The 22,173-nt window shown below is 33.9% G+C and carries 23 protein-coding genes; 6 read left to right on the top strand and 17 right to left on the bottom strand.

The genetic code is table 11. The annotated features are described in order from the left end of the window. Window positions 1–64 precede the first annotated feature (64 nt). Together fumC and ABNX05_RS03925 are read left to right on the top strand one after the other, a co-directional pair. Window positions 65–1,456, top strand: a complete 1,392-nt coding sequence (gene fumC, locus ABNX05_RS03920) for a class II fumarate hydratase (protein WP_349658516.1) — start codon at window positions 65–67, stop codon at window positions 1,454–1,456. A 348-nt stretch (window positions 1,457–1,804) separates the two neighbouring features. Continuing rightward, on the top strand, window positions 1,805–2,398 hold the full coding sequence (locus tag ABNX05_RS03925) for a YdeI/OmpD-associated family protein (RefSeq protein ID WP_349658517.1): 594 nt from the start codon (window positions 1,805–1,807) through the stop codon (window positions 2,396–2,398). Between the two features lie 127 nt (window positions 2,399–2,525). Here the strand turns inward: ABNX05_RS03925 and ABNX05_RS03930 are convergent, their stop codons facing one another. The 4 genes from ABNX05_RS03930 to ABNX05_RS03945 form a co-directional block, all read right to left on the bottom strand. Further along, window positions 2,526–3,143 (bottom strand): NUDIX hydrolase, encoded by a 618-nt coding sequence (locus tag ABNX05_RS03930; RefSeq protein WP_349658518.1) that lies wholly within the window; start codon window positions 3,141–3,143, stop codon window positions 2,526–2,528. A 69-nt stretch (window positions 3,144–3,212) separates the two neighbouring features. Continuing rightward, a complete protein-coding gene (locus ABNX05_RS03935) occupies window positions 3,213–3,869 on the bottom strand; it encodes a GAP family protein (RefSeq protein WP_349658519.1) in 657 nt (218 codons plus the stop codon). A gap of 24 nt (window positions 3,870–3,893) precedes the next feature. Beyond that, window positions 3,894–4,634, bottom strand: a complete 741-nt coding sequence (locus tag ABNX05_RS03940; protein ID WP_349658520.1) for a MerR family transcriptional regulator — start codon at window positions 4,632–4,634, stop codon at window positions 3,894–3,896. An 18-nt stretch (window positions 4,635–4,652) separates the two neighbouring features. Next, window positions 4,653–4,799, bottom strand: coding sequence for a hypothetical protein (locus ABNX05_RS03945; RefSeq protein WP_349658521.1), 147 nt, complete (start codon window positions 4,797–4,799; stop codon window positions 4,653–4,655). Window positions 4,800–4,957: 158 nt separating this feature from the next. On the opposite strand from ABNX05_RS03945, the gene ABNX05_RS03950 reads away from it, so the two are divergent. After that, a complete protein-coding gene (locus ABNX05_RS03950) occupies window positions 4,958–5,623 on the top strand; it encodes a DUF4097 family beta strand repeat-containing protein (RefSeq protein WP_349658522.1) in 666 nt (221 codons plus the stop codon). 422 nt (window positions 5,624–6,045) lie between these two features. Next, on the top strand, window positions 6,046–7,221 hold the full coding sequence (locus ABNX05_RS03955) for a hypothetical protein (RefSeq protein WP_349658523.1): 1,176 nt from the start codon (window positions 6,046–6,048) through the stop codon (window positions 7,219–7,221). A gap of 32 nt (window positions 7,222–7,253) precedes the next feature. On the opposite strand, the gene ABNX05_RS03960 is transcribed toward ABNX05_RS03955, so the two are convergent. Further along, window positions 7,254–7,460: a hypothetical protein gene (locus tag ABNX05_RS03960; protein ID WP_349658524.1), complete on the bottom strand. Its 207-nt coding sequence runs from the start codon at window positions 7,458–7,460 to the stop codon at window positions 7,254–7,256. 639 nt (window positions 7,461–8,099) lie between these two features. Between ABNX05_RS03960 and ABNX05_RS03965 the strand changes: the two genes are divergently transcribed. Next, window positions 8,100–9,095 carry a hypothetical protein gene (locus tag ABNX05_RS03965; RefSeq protein ID WP_349658525.1) on the top strand — a complete coding sequence of 332 codons (996 nt, stop codon included), beginning with the start codon at window positions 8,100–8,102 and terminating at the stop codon, window positions 9,093–9,095. 177 nt (window positions 9,096–9,272) lie between these two features. Here the strand turns inward: ABNX05_RS03965 and lepB are convergent, their stop codons facing one another. The 12 genes from lepB to ABNX05_RS04025 all read right to left on the bottom strand — a co-directional run bounded on the left by lepB (window position 9,273) and on the right by ABNX05_RS04025 (window position 21,445). Next, window positions 9,273–9,866, bottom strand: a complete 594-nt coding sequence (lepB, locus tag ABNX05_RS03970; RefSeq protein ID WP_349658526.1) for a signal peptidase I — start codon at window positions 9,864–9,866, stop codon at window positions 9,273–9,275. 247 nt (window positions 9,867–10,113) lie between these two features. After that, a complete protein-coding gene (locus ABNX05_RS03975) occupies window positions 10,114–10,347 on the bottom strand; it encodes a hypothetical protein (protein ID WP_349658527.1) in 234 nt (77 codons plus the stop codon). Between the two features lie 15 nt (window positions 10,348–10,362). Further along, on the bottom strand, window positions 10,363–10,566 hold the full coding sequence (locus ABNX05_RS03980; RefSeq protein ID WP_349658528.1) for a hypothetical protein: 204 nt from the start codon (window positions 10,564–10,566) through the stop codon (window positions 10,363–10,365). 52 nt (window positions 10,567–10,618) lie between these two features. Continuing rightward, entirely contained in the window at window positions 10,619–11,257 is a 639-nt protein-coding gene (locus ABNX05_RS03985) for a TetR/AcrR family transcriptional regulator (protein WP_349658529.1), read from the bottom strand. Between the two features lie 710 nt (window positions 11,258–11,967). Next, complete coding sequence (locus ABNX05_RS03990; RefSeq protein ID WP_349658530.1) at window positions 11,968–12,780, bottom strand: AraC family transcriptional regulator; 813 nt, start codon at window positions 12,778–12,780, stop codon at window positions 11,968–11,970. Window positions 12,781–12,813: 33 nt separating this feature from the next. Further along, window positions 12,814–14,334 (bottom strand): aldehyde dehydrogenase family protein, encoded by a 1,521-nt coding sequence (locus tag ABNX05_RS03995; RefSeq protein ID WP_349658531.1) that lies wholly within the window; start codon window positions 14,332–14,334, stop codon window positions 12,814–12,816. Window positions 14,335–14,348: 14 nt separating this feature from the next. Continuing rightward, the gene (locus ABNX05_RS04000; RefSeq protein ID WP_349658532.1) at window positions 14,349–14,894 is read right to left on the bottom strand and encodes a hypothetical protein; all 546 of its coding nucleotides are present in this window, start codon (window positions 14,892–14,894) and stop codon (window positions 14,349–14,351) included. A 22-nt stretch (window positions 14,895–14,916) separates the two neighbouring features. Next, a complete protein-coding gene (locus tag ABNX05_RS04005; RefSeq protein ID WP_349658533.1) occupies window positions 14,917–16,863 on the bottom strand; it encodes a primary-amine oxidase in 1,947 nt (648 codons plus the stop codon). A 260-nt stretch (window positions 16,864–17,123) separates the two neighbouring features. Next, entirely contained in the window at window positions 17,124–17,669 is a 546-nt protein-coding gene (locus tag ABNX05_RS04010; protein ID WP_349658534.1) for a GNAT family N-acetyltransferase, read from the bottom strand. Window positions 17,670–17,683: 14 nt separating this feature from the next. Beyond that, window positions 17,684–18,217: a cysteine hydrolase family protein gene (locus ABNX05_RS04015; RefSeq protein ID WP_349658535.1), complete on the bottom strand. Its 534-nt coding sequence runs from the start codon at window positions 18,215–18,217 to the stop codon at window positions 17,684–17,686. Window positions 18,218–18,457: 240 nt separating this feature from the next. Next, entirely contained in the window at window positions 18,458–19,390 is a 933-nt protein-coding gene (locus tag ABNX05_RS04020) for a stalk domain-containing protein (RefSeq protein WP_349658536.1), read from the bottom strand. A gap of 282 nt (window positions 19,391–19,672) precedes the next feature. Then, the gene (locus ABNX05_RS04025) at window positions 19,673–21,445 is read right to left on the bottom strand and encodes a glycerophosphoryl diester phosphodiesterase membrane domain-containing protein (protein WP_349658537.1); all 1,773 of its coding nucleotides are present in this window, start codon (window positions 21,443–21,445) and stop codon (window positions 19,673–19,675) included. 247 nt (window positions 21,446–21,692) lie between these two features. On the opposite strand from ABNX05_RS04025, the gene ABNX05_RS04030 reads away from it, so the two are divergent. Beyond that, on the top strand, window positions 21,693–21,911 hold the full coding sequence (locus tag ABNX05_RS04030; protein ID WP_349658538.1) for a hypothetical protein: 219 nt from the start codon (window positions 21,693–21,695) through the stop codon (window positions 21,909–21,911). Window positions 21,912–22,173 lie beyond the last annotated feature (262 nt).

Here is a 22,173-nt window from a genome sequence, read left to right on the forward strand (position 1 = left end):
TATGCCAATGCATAATTAATTATTATTAATGGACAGATTTACATAAATAAAGGAGCTGTTTTACATGGATTATCGTATTGAAAAAGACACTATGGGTGAAATTAAAGTACCTGCAGATAAAATTTGGGGTGCTCAAACACAGCGCAGTAAAGAAAATTTCCAAATCGGTACAGAAAAAATGCCAATTGAGCTAATTCAAGCAATGGCCATTTTAAAGAAAAGTGCTGCAATCGCCAATAATAAACTAGGTAAACTTTCAGATATTAAAGCAAATGCGATTGTGCAAGCAGCTGACGAAATTTTAAATGGTCAATGGGACGATCAATTCCCTCTTGTAGTTTGGCAGACTGGTAGTGGTACTCAGTCTAATATGAACGTAAACGAAGTAATTGCGCACCGAGCAAACCAAATTTTACAAAATGCTGGTGAAGCTGATCGTATTCATCCTAATGATGATGTCAACAAATCTCAAAGCTCTAACGATACTTTCCCAACAGCTTTGCATATTGCAGCAGTGCTAAAGGTAGAAGATTATTTACTACCACGTCTACGTTTACTAAAAGCAACACTGGATGACAAAGCAGAGAAATTCAAAGACATTATTAAAATTGGTCGTACTCATTTACAAGACGCAACACCGCTTACTTTAGGTCAAGAAATTAGTGGCTGGGCAGCAATGCTTGCTAAGTCTGAGCATATGATCGTCCAAAATATTGAATATATGAAGGAACTAGCGATTGGTGGAACAGCAGTTGGTACTGGTATTAACGCACACCCTGAATTTGGTGAGCGTGTAGCAGCTGAAATTAGTGACATCACTGATAAACATTTCACTTCAGCCGCAAACAAATTCCATGCACTAACAAGTCATGATGAAGCCGTTGTCGCACATGGCGCATTGAAGGCACTTGCAGCTGACTTGATGAAAATTGCCAATGATGTTCGCTGGTTAGCAAGTGGTCCTCGTTCAGGTATCGGTGAAATTACGATTCCAGAAAACGAGCCAGGCTCTTCCATTATGCCTGGTAAAGTAAACCCAACACAAAGTGAAGCAATGACAATGGTTGTTACACAAGTCGTTGGCAATGATGCAACAATTGCCTTTGCCGCTTCCCAAGGTAATTTCGAGCTAAATGTCTTCAAGCCAGTAATTATTTATAACTTCTTACAATCGACTCGCCTACTAGCAGACACAATGAAATCATTTAATAATCATTGCGCTGTTGGAATTGAACCAAACAAAGAAGTGCTTGACCATAACTTACAAAACTCATTAATGCTTGTAACTGCCTTAAACCCTTACATCGGTTATGAAAATGCGGCTAAAATCGCGAAGAAAGCCCATAAAGAAGGCACAACATTAAAAGCAGCAGCAATTGCATCAGGGTTACTAACAGACGAGCAGTTCGATGAATATGTAGACCCTGCGACAATGATTTATCCGAATGTAAAGTGATAGGCGTTTAAGTTAAACGCAAAACGTTGGTATATCAACGTTTTTAGATAACAAGCTCCATTTTGTAACTTGTATATTACGGTTATTGCTGAGCTACATTAGAGCAAATAATAATCAGCGAGCGTGCTGTACAAAAAATATATGTAAATGAGCAGGATTGGGGTTAATGCCCCAATCCTTTTTATTTTCCATCCGTATGCCCTCATGAAACTATTTTATCTATTTAGTGCATTATTTTAGTAGCCCCCTATTCGTAGCTCACTATTTTTAGCTAGACATGACACTAAATATTGTTTTATGATAAATCGATTAAACGATTAATTACTGATAGTAGAGGGGTTTTTTTGGATGACAAATAACAAAATGAATCCGAAGGTTGATGAATTTTTAAACAAAGCTAAAAAGTGGCAGGAAGAATATTCGGTGTTGAGAAATATCGTTCTTGACTGTGAGCTGACCGAAGAATTTAAATGGATGCATCCTTGTTACACGCTTGAGAACAAAAATGTCGTGTTAATCCATGGATTTAAAGATTATTGTGCGCTTCTTTTTCACAAAGGTGCCTTGTTAAAGGATTCCCATGGGATTTTAATTCAGCAAACGAAAAATGTACAGGCTGCGCGCCAAATTCGTTTCACTAGCGCTCAAGAAATAGTTGGAATGGAAACCATTATAAAAGATTATATACTTGAAGCCATTGAAGTTGAAAAAGCAGGTTTAGAAGTGCCGATGAAAGAGCATAAGGAATACATCATTCCTGAAGAACTTGACAATAAATTTAATGAAATGCCTGCCTTAAAAACGGCGTTTGAAAGCTTAACACCAGGGCGACAAAGAGCATATATTTTACATTTTTCTCAACCTAAACAATCCAAAACTAGAGTATCAAGAATCGAAAAATACACGCCGCACATTCTCGAAGGTAAAGGATTCAATGATTAAATTTTTATAAACGTAAAAGTCCAATTTCTTATACATTATCATTAAGAAATTGGACTTTCACCATTATATTGAAATACCGCCGATTGTTTATCATAGTAAATTCAACGCTTCCATTAACTTATCACTATTAATCAAATATTGTATCTTTAGAAGGGTCCCTTAAAAATTCAAAAAGCATGTTAATTTGTGTATTTGTATTTCTCCCTAAAGAAAGCTTCGGTAAATGATCTTCATGATAAAATTTTACTCCTTTTGTTTCCAAACCATTTCTTGCATGCCCGCCAATAATCTCACATTGAACAAATAATTTATAATAATGATAAGGTTGAGGTGGATGCGGGTGCTTATTCATATCCAATAAAGCAAGTAATTTCGTAGGGACTACATCGTAACCCGCTTCTTCTTTAATTTCTTTGACAATGTTTTCACTAGGCGACAAACCTATATCACAGAAACCACCTGGCAAAGACCATTTATCATCATTTTTTTCTCTGACCATTAGTATTTTATTGTTCTGAAAGACTACTCCTCGAACATCCACTTTAGGTGTTTGATAACCCGTTTCATTCGTAAATAAATCCCTGATTTTTTTCATTTCTAACCCGGTGTATTCTCTCATAATCTCGGCACTTAAACTTCTTAATTGTTCATATCGTTCAATATCGTAGACATCTTTTGAAAAAGTTAATCCTGCTTGGGAAATTGATTGGATCTTCTTTGCCCATTCTAACCATTTATCACTCATGACGAATACCTCCCCCTACCATTTTAAGTTCCACAAAGTGATTAACGGTGTTAAAACCCGTTTCATTCATTATAGATAATCTTTAGTGTAAAATATTAATATTACCCCAACTATACACATTATCCAGGATAAGGTAGAACTTGAACTGCTCGATATTTTATTCCGAAGATTTACTAAGGTAGGGTTTATCCACTTTCCAAACAATTTATATCCTAAAAATAGTAGCAGAGCTGGTAAAACCATAATAATATTGTATACCGCTATAATTGGAAGCCACTGATAAAAAGGCATATTCGTTGTCGTTAGTAAGCCAATAGCAGCAAAATACGGTAAAGCCATGCCTGCCTCTATCATAAAAGTCGTAATACCAATAATAATAATCGAGAATATACTTTGAGTTTTAGGCTTCGGAATATTACTTTGTTTATTAGCAGGGATAAAAAAGCTAGCAGTAAATAATATCACCCCTACTATAAAGATGACCCAGCTAACTATTTTATTTTGAAAAATGTTAGAAAATGTTTCTATAATAAAATTTAAGCCTAACATCATGATGATACCTAATGAAAAATAGAGTAGTGCAACCGTAAATAGATATGCAAATAATCTTGATGTTAAATTTTTTTTGTCTGTTAAAATGAGAAATAAAGTAACACCAATAATTGTAGGGCTTAATGTATCTAAAAGAGCTAAGCCACCCAAATAAATTAATATATCTGTTCCCATCTTTCCCCTCCACATTTCAAAAAACTATGATTTATGTCCGAGATAATATATATAAGCCTTTTCCATAAAGTTAAGGATTTCCTGATCCATTGGATATAAATTATATTTTTCGGATTCCTCAGGTGACTTTCTAATGTCCCAAAGCTTATCTAAAAAAGCATCTTCGTCATTAAAGTCTTCACCTTTTTTCACTTCCATTCTCTTAATTATATTTTGTATTCGTGTATTACTATAACCAAGGTGCATATGTTTTTTTAATTGCCCTACTAAAGCAATCCACTCTAAAGAGTCTGGATCGCTACTACCCATTTTTGGAAGTTTTTCTAGTGCTTCTGTGTTTTTAAAATTTAATGTATCTCGATTATTTTTTAATACTTCTTTAGAATCCTGATTATTATATAAATCCATAATTTTTTTAATCCTAAATTCTTCTCCATCAATCGCTATACCGTTTATGAGTTCCCTTAAACTAGTTTCTATCTTTGAAAGACGGTCCTGTTCACTAATAACATAAGATAGTTGTTTCATTAGACTGTTCGACCAATCCCATTCTTCGGACTCTAGCATCATTTTGATCTCACTTAATTGAAATCCTATAGTTTTTAAGAATTGTATTTGCTGAAGTTTCTTTAACTCAGTGTATGAGTATAATCGATGACCTCCTTCCGTTTTTGAGACAGGTTTCAGAAGTCCAATTTTGTCATAATATCTAAAGGTTCTAACTGATACACCACTCAGTTTTTTAAATTCGTTAATATGAAACAAGTTAATACCCCTACTTTCTTATTCATTTATTTTAAAAAACATAGTTTTTAACAGATAACCAATTCCTAAGCCAATTAGTACCCCCGGAAAAGCACTATCAATCAATAAACCGACTCCTGCTCCAATAATAACGCAAGCATAAATAATAATATCGTCTTTCTTCATAACAGAATTCTCCTTTTAAGTTAGTTTAAAACAAAAGCTCTACTAACAGTATAAATGATGACGCAAGGTCACTTTCAAGGAATTTAAGCATCCTGTTGGATAAAATTTGAAACTGACCTTACGTCATTTAATATAATCAAGTTTAAGGAGGGCGGAAAATGATTAAACAAACAACTATTCGTTTTTTTATAGTACTAATTATGCTTGCAGGATGTTCGTCAAGGGAGGAAAACGTCGTCGTCAATAAAGAATCTGTAGAAAATATTGAGGAGATTATGATAAATTTTGCAAGTACTGATGTTGTATTTTCTCCAAGTGAAACAAATGAAATAGAAGCAAATTTAACGGTTAATGATGACGGACCGGGTGCAATAGTAGAAAAATCTTCAAAACAGCTATCGATTAAATTGGATACTGATATTACACGATTATTTAATCTTAGTAAAAAACCGACTTTAGAAGTTAAAGTACCTAAGCAATTCAAAGGTAAATTAATTCTTGATGGATCTTCTGGAAATGTTACCGGAAAGGAATTAATTCAAAATAACATTGAAATACGCTCAAGCAGCGGTAATGTTAAACTCCATTTTATAGAATTGAACAATGATGTAAAGATAACAACCACAAGTGGTAAAGTATCCGTGGATTTTGATGAAGAACAGCCTAATTTACAATTAGATATCAATACAAACAGCGGTAGACAATCAATTGACTTAGCTTTAAACAGCAGTTCAAAGACAAAAAAGGGGTTACAAGGTATTTCAGGTAATGGTGATCATAAGATGCAAATTGTAACGAAGTCTGGAAATATAGTTTTGAATTAGATAATTTAAAGGGCATAGCATATTGAAAGTTCAATTTGCTATGCCCTTTCTTTTCAATGAAGAGACACTTTCTAAACAATCCCTGCTCTATAAGTTGACACAGTTTTACTTCTCCCAGAACAAATCATCTAAGATTTATTTAACGTTTTACATTTTATGTGTCTGTTTTCCACAGATGTTGATTTAGCAAATGACAATAACCACTCATTGTGAACTGCGCCGCAATTGTATCCAATATCGAACTCATGCCCAAACCGCTGCCTAATGAAATAACTATGTCTAACTTTTAAGTGTCACTTCATCAGGAGTGGTCTTTTCACCTATTCTTCATTATAAATTTTATAAATCAATGAACTTTTATATATGGAAATTCGTCTAGTTATTGGTAATACCTAATTTTTTAAATAAAAGGAGAAATACATATGAAAAAACCGATTAAAAAAACTTTGATGATTGCTTCAGCACTTACTATTGGAATAGCTGTTCTGACACCACTTCAAGCTGGGGCTGCGTCAGTAGAAACAACAGATAATAGTAGTATTACTGTTCAACTTGAACAAAAAATTACAGGAAACATTAAACACATCTATGATGATGGAATGAACATCAAAGGAAGAGATGGTCAAAATTACTTTATAAGTTTCCACAAATTTTCTGATGAACAAATAAGAAAAATGAAACTAGTAGAAGGACAGGAAATCTCTGTAGAAGGTAACACTGTAGAGAGTTTTTCAGACTTCTTCACGTTTGAAGTATTTAAAAAAGACTTTCCTAAGGAGATGACAAAAGAAGATTTAACAATATTAGAAAAATTGTTCAATGAAATGAAACAGCTGCAAAAAGAATTTTCAAAAGAGATAAACTTAACAGATGAAGAGATAGAAAAGAAACATGAGGAACTAGAAAAAATTTACGAAGAAATACATAAAATCACAAAGCCGTATACATTAGCTAATTGGCAACCTTTATCATTTGAAGAGTATATGGAGAATTACGGATTTAATGAGAAAAATATCATTATTAAAGAAACCGATAACGTACAACTTAAAGCTATTTATAAAGAATGGATAAAGCTTGAAAAAAGTGGTGATGAGGAAAAAGCTAACAAAAAATATGAAGAGTTTGATAAAATCCTTGAACCATATTTAGTTGCGCTATATGCACCTCCAACATTTGAAGAATATTTGGATGACTATATGGGAGACACTAAATTAAATATCCCTGTTGAAACTTTAGCCAAACTAAAAACTATTTATGAAGATTCTCAAAAAGCATTAGAAGAGGGAGATGACGAACTGAATGATAAGCTTTGGGAAGAATTTTATGAAATCCTTAATCATCAGTCCATAAAACCTCAAACATTTGAAGAATACATGGCTGAATTTGAATTCGAAGTTAGTGAAACAGATAGTAAGAAATTAAAACAGCTTTATGAAGAAATCTTCGCTCTTAATGAAAAAGAAGAACAAGAAAAAATCGAAGCAAAATGGGAAACATTTTACAAAATTTTAAACCCATATTTTGAAGCAAATAAAGAAATTCTTATATCAGCTTCTAAAGTAACGATAAACAGCCATGACTATCTTCCACTACACTAACCAGTAAAAATTCGGGGTTATCCTAAAAGTCATTAAACAATGATTTGAGGTTTAACCCCTTTCTTACCTCCGCACAATATACCTTCATATGCGATGCCATATCGTTTTCTTCTTTTCAACAGTTTTATTAGTTTGTAAGCTTTTAGGTCCGCTAACAGATCATTGTCCGATTCCTGGTCCGCAAGAAAATCATATATAGTCATTTGACCGTGTTGTTCCATGTATTCAAAATGAGTCATTACTTATCCTCCTCACTACCATTCAAGCCAGTTTTTAAAACCCGGTCTACTACCCACAGTTTGTGGGTACTTGTCACGCTTATTAAACCGACTTTTGTTAATTTGTGTTGTATTTATAAACGTTGAAATAAATATGTACAAAATTGCTTGTTTAACCAAGTACATTTTTGATTTCCTTTGTATATTACAACTTTACAGGGAGTGGCGAGCATGATAGCCTTGAGCGGATAGCCAGACCTTGATATAGCTGGGTTCTAGGCTATCGAATCATGCGAGTAGAGGCTCCTTGTCAAGTTGTAATTATTCACGCACTTGTATAGAAAAGTAGTTAATCAGCGAAAGTGTACATGCTTAGACTAGCAAAAATGTACATTGTGATTTTGACATTTACAGTATTGTTACATGTTCATTATTCCAAGATGAATTGAGTTAAATGTTTCATATGTTGGCAGTGAATTCGGTAATCTTCCTTAAAATCTTCATTATGCTTAAATTTCGAAATTTCAATTTCACCTCTTCTTTTTTAGTAATAACAGGAATTTAAGATAATATATCTAAAAAAGGAAATATCCTTGTTGTTCAACTACTGACAGGTTAATATAATAACAATAGGTTTCAAGGTATTTAGGAGGAATGTTTATGAAGGTAATTGGTACAAAAAGTGGTAAATTCAAATTAAAAAAGAAAGATATACATATAAACGATCATAAAAGATTATCAGATGTAACTTTAACAAATTTAAAGGAGTTACATTTAGAAAAGTTCCCTGTTGTAAATGACTTTGAAGTACTAATTAATAATAAAGATTACAAAGGTAGAGGGAAACTAATTTCATTATATAGCGCAAGCAGAAATGAACAGTTAACTACATTTCCTCGGTGGCATTGTGCTGAAGCCTTCTTAAAAGACTGGAGTAGTAGTACTATACCAACTGGAACTATTGACGATCCGTTTTATGATATGAGGAAAGGTTGGCAAATTATTATTTTTGAATATAAAGGGTATATTTATATTTTACAAGGTAATGAATTTAAAAAGAAAATTAATACGATTCACACCTGGTATCGAACGCCTAAAGAGGGATATTTCAAAGAGTGGAATAAATTAGTTAAGCAATATAAAGGAAAGGATATTAAGGTAATAGGTACAAAAAGTGGTGAATTCTATTTTAAAGAGATTGATACAAAAATACATATTAACAATAATGAAAAACTAACAAATATTTGTACAAATAATACAATTAATTTAAAAGAATTGAACTTCGAAAAGTTTCCTATTGTATATGACTTTGAAATCCTTATCACTAAGAAACGTTTGTCTAAAGGCTTTGGTAAACATATATATTTTTATAGTGCGAGCAGAAATGAAAAATTAGGTTCGTTTCCATATTTGGACCATGCTGAAACCTACCTAAAAGAATGGTGTAAACGGGATATACCATCCGGAACTATTAAACATCCTTTTCGGGATTTGGAACAAGGTTGGCAAATTTTTATTTTTGAACATAAAGATTATATGTATATCCTAGAAGGCGGTGAATATCATCTCAAAAAAAATAAGATAGAAAAATGGTATCGAACGCCTAAAAAAGATTATTTTAAACAGTGGAAAAAATTACTTAAAGCATTTAAATAAAACCGTATAATAAAAAGGTAATATCCCCTGTTTATTCAAATGGTAAACCTCCATTTACAACTAAAAAATGGAGGTTTGCCACTGAATATTCAGGTTAACTAATCTTCAATTTACCTACTCGTTCTACCACAGAATTATTGCTGCAGTAAGTTTGTTTTTTTCAACCAACTCCTAGGTTCAGTTAAAATTCAAGTCAATATGCTCCATTGGCCAACAGACGATACTTGTTGTACCCATTATTTTATCTTTAGGGATGAATCCTACCTCAGGATTTCTACTATCATTACTTACAGGACGATTATCACCTAATACAAAGTAATGTCCTTCAGGTACCGTAGTTTCACCTAAAAGTTGGTCTAGCGTAAAATCATAAGTGAGTGATCTAGAACCTTTTAATTCCTTCTTGAATTGGTCTAAATAAGGTTCACTGAACTTCTCACCGTTTATGTATAATTGATCATCCTTATACTCGATTTTATCTCCTGGTAGACCTATAATACGTTTAATAATATTTTTTTCTTCATTTTTATTAAGAAGAACATGTTCAACAACAACAACGTCAAATCGATCAATCGACTTAAATTTCGGACCGATTTTATTAACAATTACACGGTCTTTGTCTTCCAATGTCGGCATCATTGAAGCACCTTTTACGAGTACTGGCGTAAATAAAAACGATTTGATGACAAACGCCACCAATATAGCGAATGCAATCGCCTTTATCCATTCGATTAACTCATTTTTTAGTTTTCCCTGTACTTTTTCTTCCAAATTCTCACCTCCCACTAATTCTCTTAAATAATACGTTAAACAATGGAAAAAGTTTCAATTCCCTATTCATATAATTATTAAATATGTATTCTCAAACTAACGTCAAAAAATCATTTTATGCGATTGACATCATATCCATTAATACGCTAGCAGAATCGATTAAACGACCTGAGCCTTTAAAATTTTCCTGGCTCAAGCCGCTTTATACATGGTTATTATTCCCCTTGACCTAGCACAGTTCAGCATACTAAATTTTTCTTATTTCATTGGTTGTTGCAATAGAACTCAAAATACCTATTGTCCCGAGAACTAACAACGATTTCGAAGGACCAATAATTCCTAATGTTAATCCTCCTACTCCTACGACAGTTGTAAAATACCTACTATATTTCAGTTTTGATTTTGTTACTTTTGGCATTTTCATATTTACCCCAAACCCCTTATTTACCTTACTCAAAGCAGCATCTAATTGTTTAATCATTTTAGTTTTCCTCCGTTAGAATAAATTGAATAAAAAATCAATAGCTGGATTTACTAATAGCAAGAAACTGGAAGCCAATACATATACACCGTATTTTTTCTTTTTTAAAATACAAAACAACCCAATCATAAACACAACCAGTGCAAGCCCAATTGATATGTAGCTGAATATTCCTATAGAACTATTTTGTTGCAAGATATCTACTATTAAATCTCTCAAAGCAAATTCCCCCAATCTTAATGTTTGTTTCTGTTAGTTTACACAATGGTCATTAGTAGGATTTTTGGTTTGCTAAAGAAAACGAATTTGCAAAAATTTGATATATTGAACTATCAAGTAGAAAATTGAATATTTCGCATTTGTTATAAACTAAATCTTTTTTCATCGCTGCAGTATATAATAATGTACTAAAGATTCCATATGCTTTTTCTTTTGGTATTCTCATTTTTAAATTTGAACGCTCTAAAACTTCATCAAAAAACTGCATATCATTTTCTCTTAGATGTTCAATTTTTTCTTTAGGTAGCTTTTTTAAAAACAAATGATAATCTGGATTGTTGAAATTATATAATGTAGGATGCTTTACATACTCTTCAAAAAGCCAGTTCATAGCTTTTTTAAACCCTTCAATACCCGAGTTAGTCTGTATCATAAAATGCCATTGTTCTTTCAATTGATTTTGAATCATTGACAGTACTTCTAGAAAGAGCTCTTCTTTTGTTTTATATAGCCTGTAAAATAATTCGGTTGATATGCCGACTTCATTAGTAAGTGTATCGATGCTAGTTAATTTGTATCCTTTCGATTTCCAACTCTGAGCACAACTTTCACGTAACCTTTGTTTAAGTAATGGAATATCTTCCTCAGTAAAATTTTTTGCCATTAAATCGGTTCCTCTAATTAGTATCATTTGGATCAGCCCCTTTCATTTCGTACTTTAATTGTACGAATCGATTGTCTCTTTTTTCTTACTCATTCCTTACAAGTTTATTAATTATATAAAACTAAAGATGAACCAAATGAAAAATAGAAAGGACTTAATCCAGCTAAAAAAAGCCCTCCACATATATTGTGAAAGGCAATAGAAATATTTTCATTCGAAACTTGTCCTTATAAATATTTAAAGGGAGACAAGTTTGTCTCCCTCTCCATTTAATATGTTTCACGTCCTCGAACTCGTTCCAAGACTTCTACCGCCGTCATTCTCCCAACGATCAATGTCCCAAACAACATCAACATCTTCCAAGCCGTCTTGTATTTCTCCGCTAGGAAGGGTACCAGTTCTAGCTATAGAAATAATACATCCTCCTTTTCTTATCAATTTCGCCTTGACGTAATTGAGTCCAGATTTTGAAATGGCCAGCACAATTCATTCCTTTCAAAATCCATGACATCCGCCGGAGGCTTTATCTTCATTTAGTAGGTGTTTGACTGAATGAAGATAAATATTTCTTATTTCTATATTATGAAATGTTATTTGTTTTGTTCATCACCCGAATAAGGGGTGTTTTGGAGGTGAAAATTCAACTGCCACAGAACATAGAACCATTTCTGCTCATGAACTAAAAAAACATACTAATATAGTATGTTTTTTTAAGACAGAGTGAAAGCTCTGAGGGGCTAATAAGATAGAAACTTTCGTTTTATATTTTTCCAACCTAAAAATTCTTTTATATATTCAGCAGGTGTTATGACAAGTAAGCTTTTAAATTCTTTGTAATAATGTGAAGGATCATAGTAACCATATTGGTCAATGCTTACAGGTGTCTCTTCAAAAGAAAAATGTTGAAGTAAGAGTTGAATACGAATGAATTTGCTTAATTTTTTCGGTCCAAAACCTGTTTTTTTGTAGAAAAGTTCTCGGATATATCGCTCAGAATAACCTGTTTTATGTTGAATTACATCTGGTATGAACAGACCATAATTTTCAATAATAGAATCAAAACAAGTAGCGAATATTTCATCACCCAAGCTTTTTTCCATTTTTCGAGAACAAAAATATTCATTACAAATCTGCACTCTTTGTTCGAAATCTCCTGCTTCAAAAACAGCTTTTATAAATTTTGAGTCTAGTGTGCAGCCTAATTCAACATTAACAAACGGTTGTTGAATAATTTGTTTTAATGCGCAATTGTATTGAATAACTGTTTGTTTTGGATTTAGACGAACACCAAAATATTTACCTTTTGGGGTAAATGAATAAATTTCACGTGTAGTCGGCGTATTCCCTAAGACAACCTTTTGATCTTTGCCCATGTAAAACATTAAATCTTGGCAAGCATCAGGAATGACATGAATATCACTATTAATGCCTATTGGTTCAAACTCATAATAAAATAGTATATCCTCGTTTAACTCGCTGTTTGGAGTCCGTTCTCTATAAGAATACGTTTTTTGGACCAATTCAGGTTGGATTGGATAATAGCTACTCAATAAGCCGCCCCCTCACTTCACTCTTAGGTAAAATTAAAAGAATCCTTGCGCCTGTTCATTGTAACTAGCTAAAACACATTTAGTCGATTGATACGATTCTAAAGCTTTTAAATGATTTTCTCGACCGAAGCCTGACTTTTTGTAGCCGCCAAATGCTGCACCCGCAGGGTATTGATGATACGTATTTATAAAAACACGTCCTGCTTGGATCTCTCGACTTGCTTTATAGGTAACATTTGTATTACGTGACCATACAGCTGCCCCTAATCCATACATAGTATCATTTGCAATTTCAATTGCTTCCTCGAAGGTTTTAAACGTGGTCACTGCCAATACAGGACCGAAAATTTCCTCTTGGAAAATACGCATTTTGTTATTGCCTTTAAAAATAGTTGGTTGAATAAAATAACCATCTAAATTATCAAGGTGATTTTCGGCGCCACCGATTAAACATTCTGCACCATCTTGTTTAGCAATTTCAAAATAAGAAAGAATTTTTTTATGTTGTTCTTCTGAAGCCTGTGCACCCATCATTGTTTCAACATCGAATGGATCACCAACTTTAATTTGCTTTACTCGTTCAATAGCTTTTTCCATGAAACGATCATAAATAGACTCATGGATCAAGGCTCTAGATGGACAAGTGCAAACTTCACCTTGATTTAAAGCAAACATAACTAATCCTTCAATCGCCTTATCTAGATATCCGTCATCAGCATCCATGACATCTTCAAAGAAAATATTAGGAGATTTGCCACCTAACTCTAGTGTAACAGGAACTAGATTCTCAGATGCATATTTCATAATCAGTTTACCGACAGCTGTTGAACCCGTAAAGGCCACTTTGGCAATACGTGGGCTTGAAGCTAACTCTTTCCCTGCCTCTACACCAAAACCATTAATGACGTTTAATACACCTTTTGGTAATAGGTCTTGAATAAGCTCAACTACGAATAAAAATGATACCGGCGTTTGTTCTGCTAATTTTAAAACAACACTATTTCCAGCTGCAAGTGCTGGCGCCAATTTCCAAGCTGCCATTAAAACAGGAAAGTTCCATGGGATGATTTGGCCGACTACACCAATAGGTTCTTGGTAATGATAAGCTACTGTATCCTCATCAAAAGGTGTCACTTGACCTTGTTGTGCGCGAATGGCACTTGCAAAATAGCGGAAATTATCAATTGCCAATGGAATATCAGCATACATAGTTTCACGAATCGCTTTCCCATTATCCCAAGTTTCTACATTTGCAATTTTTTCAAGGTTTTCTTCCATACGATCAGCAATGGCTAGTAAAATACGTGCCCGTTCTGCTAAGGGTGTTTTCCCCCAGGTTTTTTGGGCTTCATGAGCGGCATCTAATGCTAGCTCTACATCTTCTTTTGTTGAACGAGCTACACGTGTAAATACTTCTTTCGTGATAGGCGTACTATTATCGAAATACTCTCCATTTACAGGTGCTACCCATTCACCACCGATAAAATTGTCATATTTCTTTTTGAATTGAATGCCAGATTCTTCAATATTCGGTTTAACATTTACCTTTACCATAATTATCGACCCCTTTAATGATGATTATGATGCTGTTGTTCTTCTTTTACAGGTACCTCTTTTTGAATCTCAAAACTACTTACTACTAGTACACAAATCATTAAACCAGCCACAATGTAAATATGCTTTGGAATGGCTTTTATAAAGATAGGAAACATTTCTCGATTCCATACACCGATAGAAATGATTGCACTTACTATAAACATCATTGTAAAAAAGATAATGCTTAACGTTGAATATTGGGTAGTCATTAATGTTAGCATCACACCCATCATTGCTCCCATAAAACTAGATCCTATACTTTCCATGAATAGGTGCATTGGTAAGCCCGTTGACAATAAATAGCCTAAAGCAATAGAAATAATAATAGATGTTATTGCACCTAGTACCATATCAGGAAGCCAGGTAGCCATATTCATCCCAACAGCAGTACTCATTGTCATAGAAATCAGCATTATACAGCACTTAGCCATGCCATGATTAGCAAAACGCTGTTTTAGTAAACGGTTCGTGATTACCGTAAAAGTAACAATCACCAACATGCTTAGGAATGGTAGCATATAAACACTCCTTTAAGAGTTTTTATTGTATATGACAAGACGAAGTTGTGTGACACTTCTTGTCCGGTCTAGGAACGTCTATTGCTGGGTTTCGATCAAAGAATCCAACTGGTTTCAATTGGAAATTGATGTATGCAGTTGGCATTACAGGCCAATCTTCAGGGCGCGGGATATGATGATGGCCCATTGTGTACCACACGACGATATCTTCATCATCAATTGAACGATTTTTCTCAACGTATTTTGGAAGTCCATCTCCTCCTGCATGTTGATTTGGATACATACCTGTTGCATATTTTTCATTTTCATCAAACTGCGTAACGTGTAAATGGTGCTTAAGGAAACCAGCACGTTTCATAACACTTGATTCTTCATGAGCAAATGGGAAGCAATTTTCGCCAGGCAAAATTTTATATCCAACGGGTTGATTCACTCGGTTAAGTGAGTTTTTATTAATAATTTTCCAAGTACGCTGCGTTTTTAAATCTAAATTACGTAACGCTTCCTTCTCCGTTTTAAAGATACGTGAAAGAGGATAGAAACCATTACTATTCGGATTGTGTTCTCCCAATGTTTCTGAAACTGTTTCTGTTTCAACTACTGAGTTATTTTCACCGTCTAACATCGTATCAAGTCGGAAATTAAAGAAGTGTTGATGATGTGATGCGTTTAATCCTGGAGAAATCTCAGATCCATATTTTGTTTGGATGCCATCTTCACATGTACCAGTGCTTAAAATACCAGTTAGCTTGACTTCAGCTTCAATCGTACCGTCTTGGTAGAAACTCCAATAGAAGCCGTAATCATAATTTCCAACTGTACAGAAGAATGAAATTACTAGTCGACGTGAGCGCCTTACTTCTACATGGCCTGTACGCCAATCTGTATGTTTCCAACCAATCCCGTAATCTTCTTCGTGTAAGCAAATCGCATTTTTGATCGTACGCGCATTTCCTTTAACATCAGCTACAACACCATCAAAGTATTGAATTTCACCTAAGCAGTCGCAACCAAGTTCTAACGAATTGGCTAATTGACCCATTCCATATTCGCCAGCATCAAAGGCATTTTGTGTGTTATGCGAAAATGTTGGTTCACCATAAGGGACAACCATTTCCGATAATGCTGCACGATAAAGAACCGGACGATCTTTGCCTTTGTCATGGTAATTAATTGTGTATAATACAAGGCCCTCACGTGGTGTAAAACCATAGCGAAAACTCCACTTTTGCCATTTGATCAAATTACCTTCAATTGTAAAGCTTGGCCCTTCAGGTTGAATGATTTCCAATGGTTTTAAGTCATTTCTAAACACTATTGATTCATCAACTTCAGGATGGTAATTACCTGATGTTGTTGGGATTGGTCGTACCCCGTGATCTTCTACTTTGTAAACTTCCATTTTGTTTAAGTCTACATACGTTACAATACCTGTTAAAGGGTAAGCATATCCGTTATCTTCTAGTGATTTTTTTTGCCAGCAAATCGCACGAAGTAAGCGTTTACCTTCATGTTCCTGAATACCAAAATTCCCTGCTGACCAAGGATCCACCATAATTAAATCAGGATTGTCAATGCCACGTTTCTGTAAAGCTGCTACAAAATCAGGGTGGCTCTTTACTAATTCCTCACATTGCTCAAATTCCTCTAAGGCTACATTAGGTTGTACGCCAGGAATATATTCGTAGGAATCAACTTTTTCTGAAGTTAAATTTACAACTGCTTCAAATGTTTTCAATTCTTTATCATCTAAAATCACTAAAAATACTTGGCGATCTACAGTATTACCTGGCTTGTAATTTAGTACTTCTGATTTTTTAGGTTCATGTAACATCACCGACATAAATCGTACATGTTCAGACAACTGTTGCTGTTCCTTGACTATTTGAACAGCTTTTTCAATTTCTACTTCAGATAATGGTGATAATGGGTGGCTTAGCTCAACGTTTGGATTAACCTTTACTGACATAGTATCAACCCCTTATAATTTGTTCCTCTTAATTATAATCAGAAAATTCAGTAAAAGTTATTGTAAATAACGGCATTTTTTTATTGATAAGTTATTTTTAGCTAAAAATATATAATATTTTATTCTTTATGTATTATTTATGCTAAATAAGCTATTTGTAGTTCTCTCATTGAAACTTTCTTCCATATTGCCATAACAATGTTTTTTGTTGTAAAAAAAACAGCTAAGCACCTATTTGCTTAGCTGAGTTTATATTAAAATTATGGCTTAATTCTTCCCATGACAATTGTATTATAATAATTGCCATCTGAAAGGAGTTTATCATTTTTTAAAACGCCTTCAACTTCAAAGCCAAGCTTTTTATAGAGCAAAATTGCTTTGTCATTTGTCTCTACAACATTCAAGGCCATCTTTTTAATGTCATTAGCGTCAGCCCACTCTATCGAAGCATTTAAAAAATTTTTGCCTATTCCATAGCGCCAAAACTCCTTCAATACACCTACACCAAATTCTACTTTATGAGCAATTCTTTTAAATGGTGATCCCGCACATCTTGAGAATCCGACAATGCGATTATCGACTACTGCCACTAAACACAAATTTCTTGGACTTTCTGTGTCTTCTTTAATAATCGCTTCAAAACCTTTCGTATCGATAAATCCTTCCCCTTGTTCTCTATCGAAGTTTTCCGTTTCTCCATCAAGTTGTAGCCTTAAAGCTGATAATGCTTGGGCATCTTCGAGATTAACAGATCTAATTGTATAATGAAGTTCGTTGACAATAAATTTTTGACTGTTTATGAGCATTATTGAAACCTCTTTTACTTAGTTTTATAAAAAGTAGTCGGCTGAATTTTTACGAATCGATTGTGCCAAACGGACTCGTGGTGCTTAATAATTTGCTCTGCCTTTAATACAAGACTATGTAGTGTGGTATGGGCACCTTCAACTAAAATATTATGATGGAATCCATGGCTGTAAGCATTTCGGATGGTCGTATCAAGGCAAAATTCTGTTTGAGCACCAGCGAAAATAAGCTGCTCAATTTGTTGTTCTTGTAAATATTGCGCTAATTCCGTTTGATAGAATGCATCCCAAGTTGTTTTTTGAATCACTTTATCTTCTGGTTGTCGCAGAAGCCCGTGATATAGATCCCAACCTGGCTTACCAAATGCAAAATCGTTGTCCTTATTTGAATCCGTATGTTGGATGAAAATAATAGGAACCTCACTATTACGAGCCCCAGTTATTAACATATTAATATTATCTAACACTTTTTCATAATCAAATAAATAATTTTCACTATCCAAAAAGAATGCTTCCTGCATATCCACGATAATTAATGCCTGCTTCATATAGTGCTCCTTTAAAATTTGACTTTAATTATCTAATTGTACATAAATTTATTTTCCATTTGAAGAGAATTATGAGGGGTGAATATCGTATTATCATAGCGTGTGGTTGATTTCCGTTCCGGCTATATACTTTCTTGAGAGCGTCATATGAGCTGCACCCTTTCTAAAGCATATACGAAGTTAAGATAAAACCCCCTCCATAGCAACGATGCCATGAAGGGGGTAAAACTACATTTTATTTTATTTCATTAATTCTTCAATAAATTCAACTGGTACATATGTTTTTGATGGTTCTAATAAAACTGGTGCTACTTTAAAATAACGAAGTGCTTTATTATAGCCGTATTCTTTTTGACCACGTGTAATTGTATAAGATACTGCGCCTTTAGAGATAATAGCGCCTTTTCCTGTAGATTCTACTTTAAAGCCTAACTCTTCGGCAATTAAACGTAATGGCACCATCTTAGTACCTTCAACGTCATAAAAGTCATTGTTAATAATTTCTTGTACAGCAGCTTTAGACGGATCTACTTCACCTTGTTCTTGTGCAAACGTATCTAAAACGACAACTTTTGAAGGTGGAGTTTGTGCTGGAATGCTCATTGTTGTAATTGTGTAGAACACTAGTAAATGTTGCTCTGCTAAATCTTTAGCTTTTACTTTTTCACCAGATAGGCTGAGTAATTCCGTTTCTTTCCCAACATTTAGCTTTAACGTATTATCAGTATTCACTAATTCTTTATTGAAAAAGTCTACTCCAACAATTCCCATTTCTTTTGTTTCAACAATAATTACTTCTGGGTTATATTGTGGTGGATAGATCATAAGCATTGGTTTATTTGCATACGTGTAAGCTGTTACTTGATCACCCTTTTGTAGTTTAACTTCTTTACCTGTATTATCGAAAACTAGTGTCTCGTCATTTACGACAAAAACATTTATATTTTCGTTCTCCTTCACAGTGAAATAGGTTGCATCCTCACGTTTTTCAACATTCTCAATTGTTCCAGCTATTTTAATAAACGTTGGTTGAACTTCTGGATTTTGCTCCTTATTATCAGTAGCATTCGTCACAACTGTTTCTCCTTCGTTTGCTGATGCGGTTGGAGCTACTACAGCGCCCCCGATTAATAATGCTGACATGGCAAATGGTACGACTTTCGTCATTTTCATAAAAAAGCATCTCCTTCATTTCACGAATTCATAGAAGTAGTCGATGATAAAAGAAAAAGGTTACAGCATTGCCAACTTTTTTAGCATTCCCCAAAAAAGCCGCGATTCTTTTACAACGAAGAATCGCGGCTTTTACTTATACTGTTTGTATTGATTTACGGATATTTCCTTGCTTCGCGTGGGTGTTCGCCTTCCGCGGGTATTCGGTCACCTTCCGCGGGTATTCGCCTTCCTTCCGCGGGTATTTCATTGCAACTAGTATTACAAGCATTCCATACAGATTTAATACATGAATTGAAGTAGGTTTAGTATACGCTGTAAAAAGTATTCACGTTCATTTTGCTTTGTTCGTATATCCAAAGCCATATCGGGGAGATCAGTTATGACTCCATTGACATTTTTCCGAATAAAATCATGTAATGACCGATTATTATTCAATGTCCATACGAACAAGTCGATCTTTTGCTGCTTCATCTCTGAGATTAGCTGGTCTGTTACCCACGCTTCCTCTAGAGAAATAAAATCAACAGTTTCATCCATTGGCCCTATATTTAATGCATAGACAATTCCAACGCGTAAGTTCGGTGCCAATTTTTTTATTTGTGACATCATTTGTGGGTCTGAAGATTGCACATAATACTTGTCAAGAACCTTGTAAGCTTTTAGTTTTTTTACTAATTTGGGCAATACATCTTCCGTTTCTTTACCGTGTACTTTTAGTTCAATTAATAAGGAAACATTTAGGGCTTTTGCTATTTCAATAAAATCATCTAATGATGAAATTTTGTCGTTAAAGCCATTAGCATGAATTGTTAACGTCTTTAATTCACCAAGCGTCATATTGGCGATAACACCATTTTTACCTGTGAGTCTTCTTAATGTTTGATCATGAAATACTACGAATTGTCCATCAACAGTTTGTTGAATATCGATCTCGATTAAATCTGCACCAGAACTTGCTGCACTAACAAGGCCGCTAATCGTATTTTCCACATTCCCCTTCGTGTAACCACGATGTGCAATAATTTTTGTATCTGGTGCATAGACACTTTTCTCTAATGAAATACCATTCATCACACTTAATGCGATGAAAACAACCAAAATGATGAAAGTTAACGGCTTATAGTTTCTTTTTCTAAATTTCGTTGTAAGTCGTGATCTGCCTAAAATAGGCGTATTATACGTAATCGCCACCATTACTTGTGAAATCATTGCTTGCAGTAAACTAAATAACACCCCAAAAACTATTTCTAAAAAAGCAAGAGTAATCGCTGCTGTGACAAGTGCTGTGCTCGGAATCAAACGCTCCAACAAATATAATGGAAAAGTACTTATTAGCGTAATGCCAAGCATCACAAGTAAATGAATTATAATAAGCATGAATATTAATCCAAGTAGGCCCAACAAGCCGCGCTTTGGAAAACGCCAGCTTCGTATGAATGAACGAAGCAATGATATTTTTGGTTGGATTGTAAAAATCGGCATTGCCAAAATACTACGTATCCCTACTATAACTAAAACTAATGTAATAGCCGCATAGAGTAAATGACCAGAACGAGTGCTCATGATTTCATCTGTCAAAAAATGCGGAAGAGAAATAGCTTGGGTAACTGTTAGTGGAAATATAATTGAAGCTAATGGTAATAAAAGTGCACTATACATTATAAAAAAAATGACTTGAATACTAAAAAAGGAAAGCGCCTTACGATGGAGTTGCTGCCATATGTGTAGAAATCGATAGCGAGTACCTTTTTGTTGATGAAAGGCCATTATAAAAAGAAAGCCCATTTCATAATAAATAAATAGCAAAATGAGCATTATCAAAAGAATGATCATCAAGATGACAAAGGGATGCCCCACAAAACTTTGAATATTTTGCTCAGTTATTTGCGTGTACCCAGTAACTCGTAGCATTAGCTTAAATACGATAGCTGTTACTGGAACTATTAATAAAAACTGAAATAATTTAATCATTGCCAAACCTTGTATATAATCAAAGCGATACTTATAAATATTGTAGACGGCTTGGCGCATCAATTGTCCAGTTTTGTGCATTTACTCACCACAGTCATACCTATCGTATCCCCTATCTTAAGCATTTTTACGATTTTTAAAAGCTCTTCCTTAAAGCCATTTATGTTAAATTACTTGAGCTCTTGAAATACAATTTGTCCCATATAATATGCGAGTAAAAATGATAAGATTTCAGTATTTATAGTAGTGCCTAAAAATTTTTTTGAAACTTTTTTGTATGTCACTCAGTAAATAATAAAATCGATACAATTTAAGGGGGCTAATAATTATGATACATACGATTTTTAACTTTAGAGATCTTATTAGTACAATTGTACTTCTTGTAAGTTTCCTCGCCATATTTTTCGTGATGATTAATATGATTAAAAAAATGAAATCGACCTCTCCTCTACCTCCTGAAGAAACACTTCAACAAAAAGTAGACGATTTAACAACACGGGTGAAAGCGTTAGAGCATCGTGTGGAAAATTTATCAGAAAGACAATAACTCTTAAAAAAATATTTGTTAAATGAAAAAACGCTGTAAAGTTATTCTTTACAGCGTCTTTCACGGTGTTATAAAAATATTAATATCATGCAGCGCCGTACTTTTAGAAGTATTAATTCCGAAACCAATTATTGCTTGTGTAAATAACGATATAGTTTTCATTATGGATAGTATTTCAGATAATTTTCAATGGAACATTATCAAAAGAAAATTTTATTGAAAACAATAAAGAACTCCTAAATAGTAAAGTAGCAGAGCTGTA

This window comes from Lysinibacillus zambalensis, assembly GCF_040183165.1.
GTDB lineage: Bacteria > Bacillota > Bacilli > Bacillales_A > Planococcaceae > Lysinibacillus > Lysinibacillus zambalensis.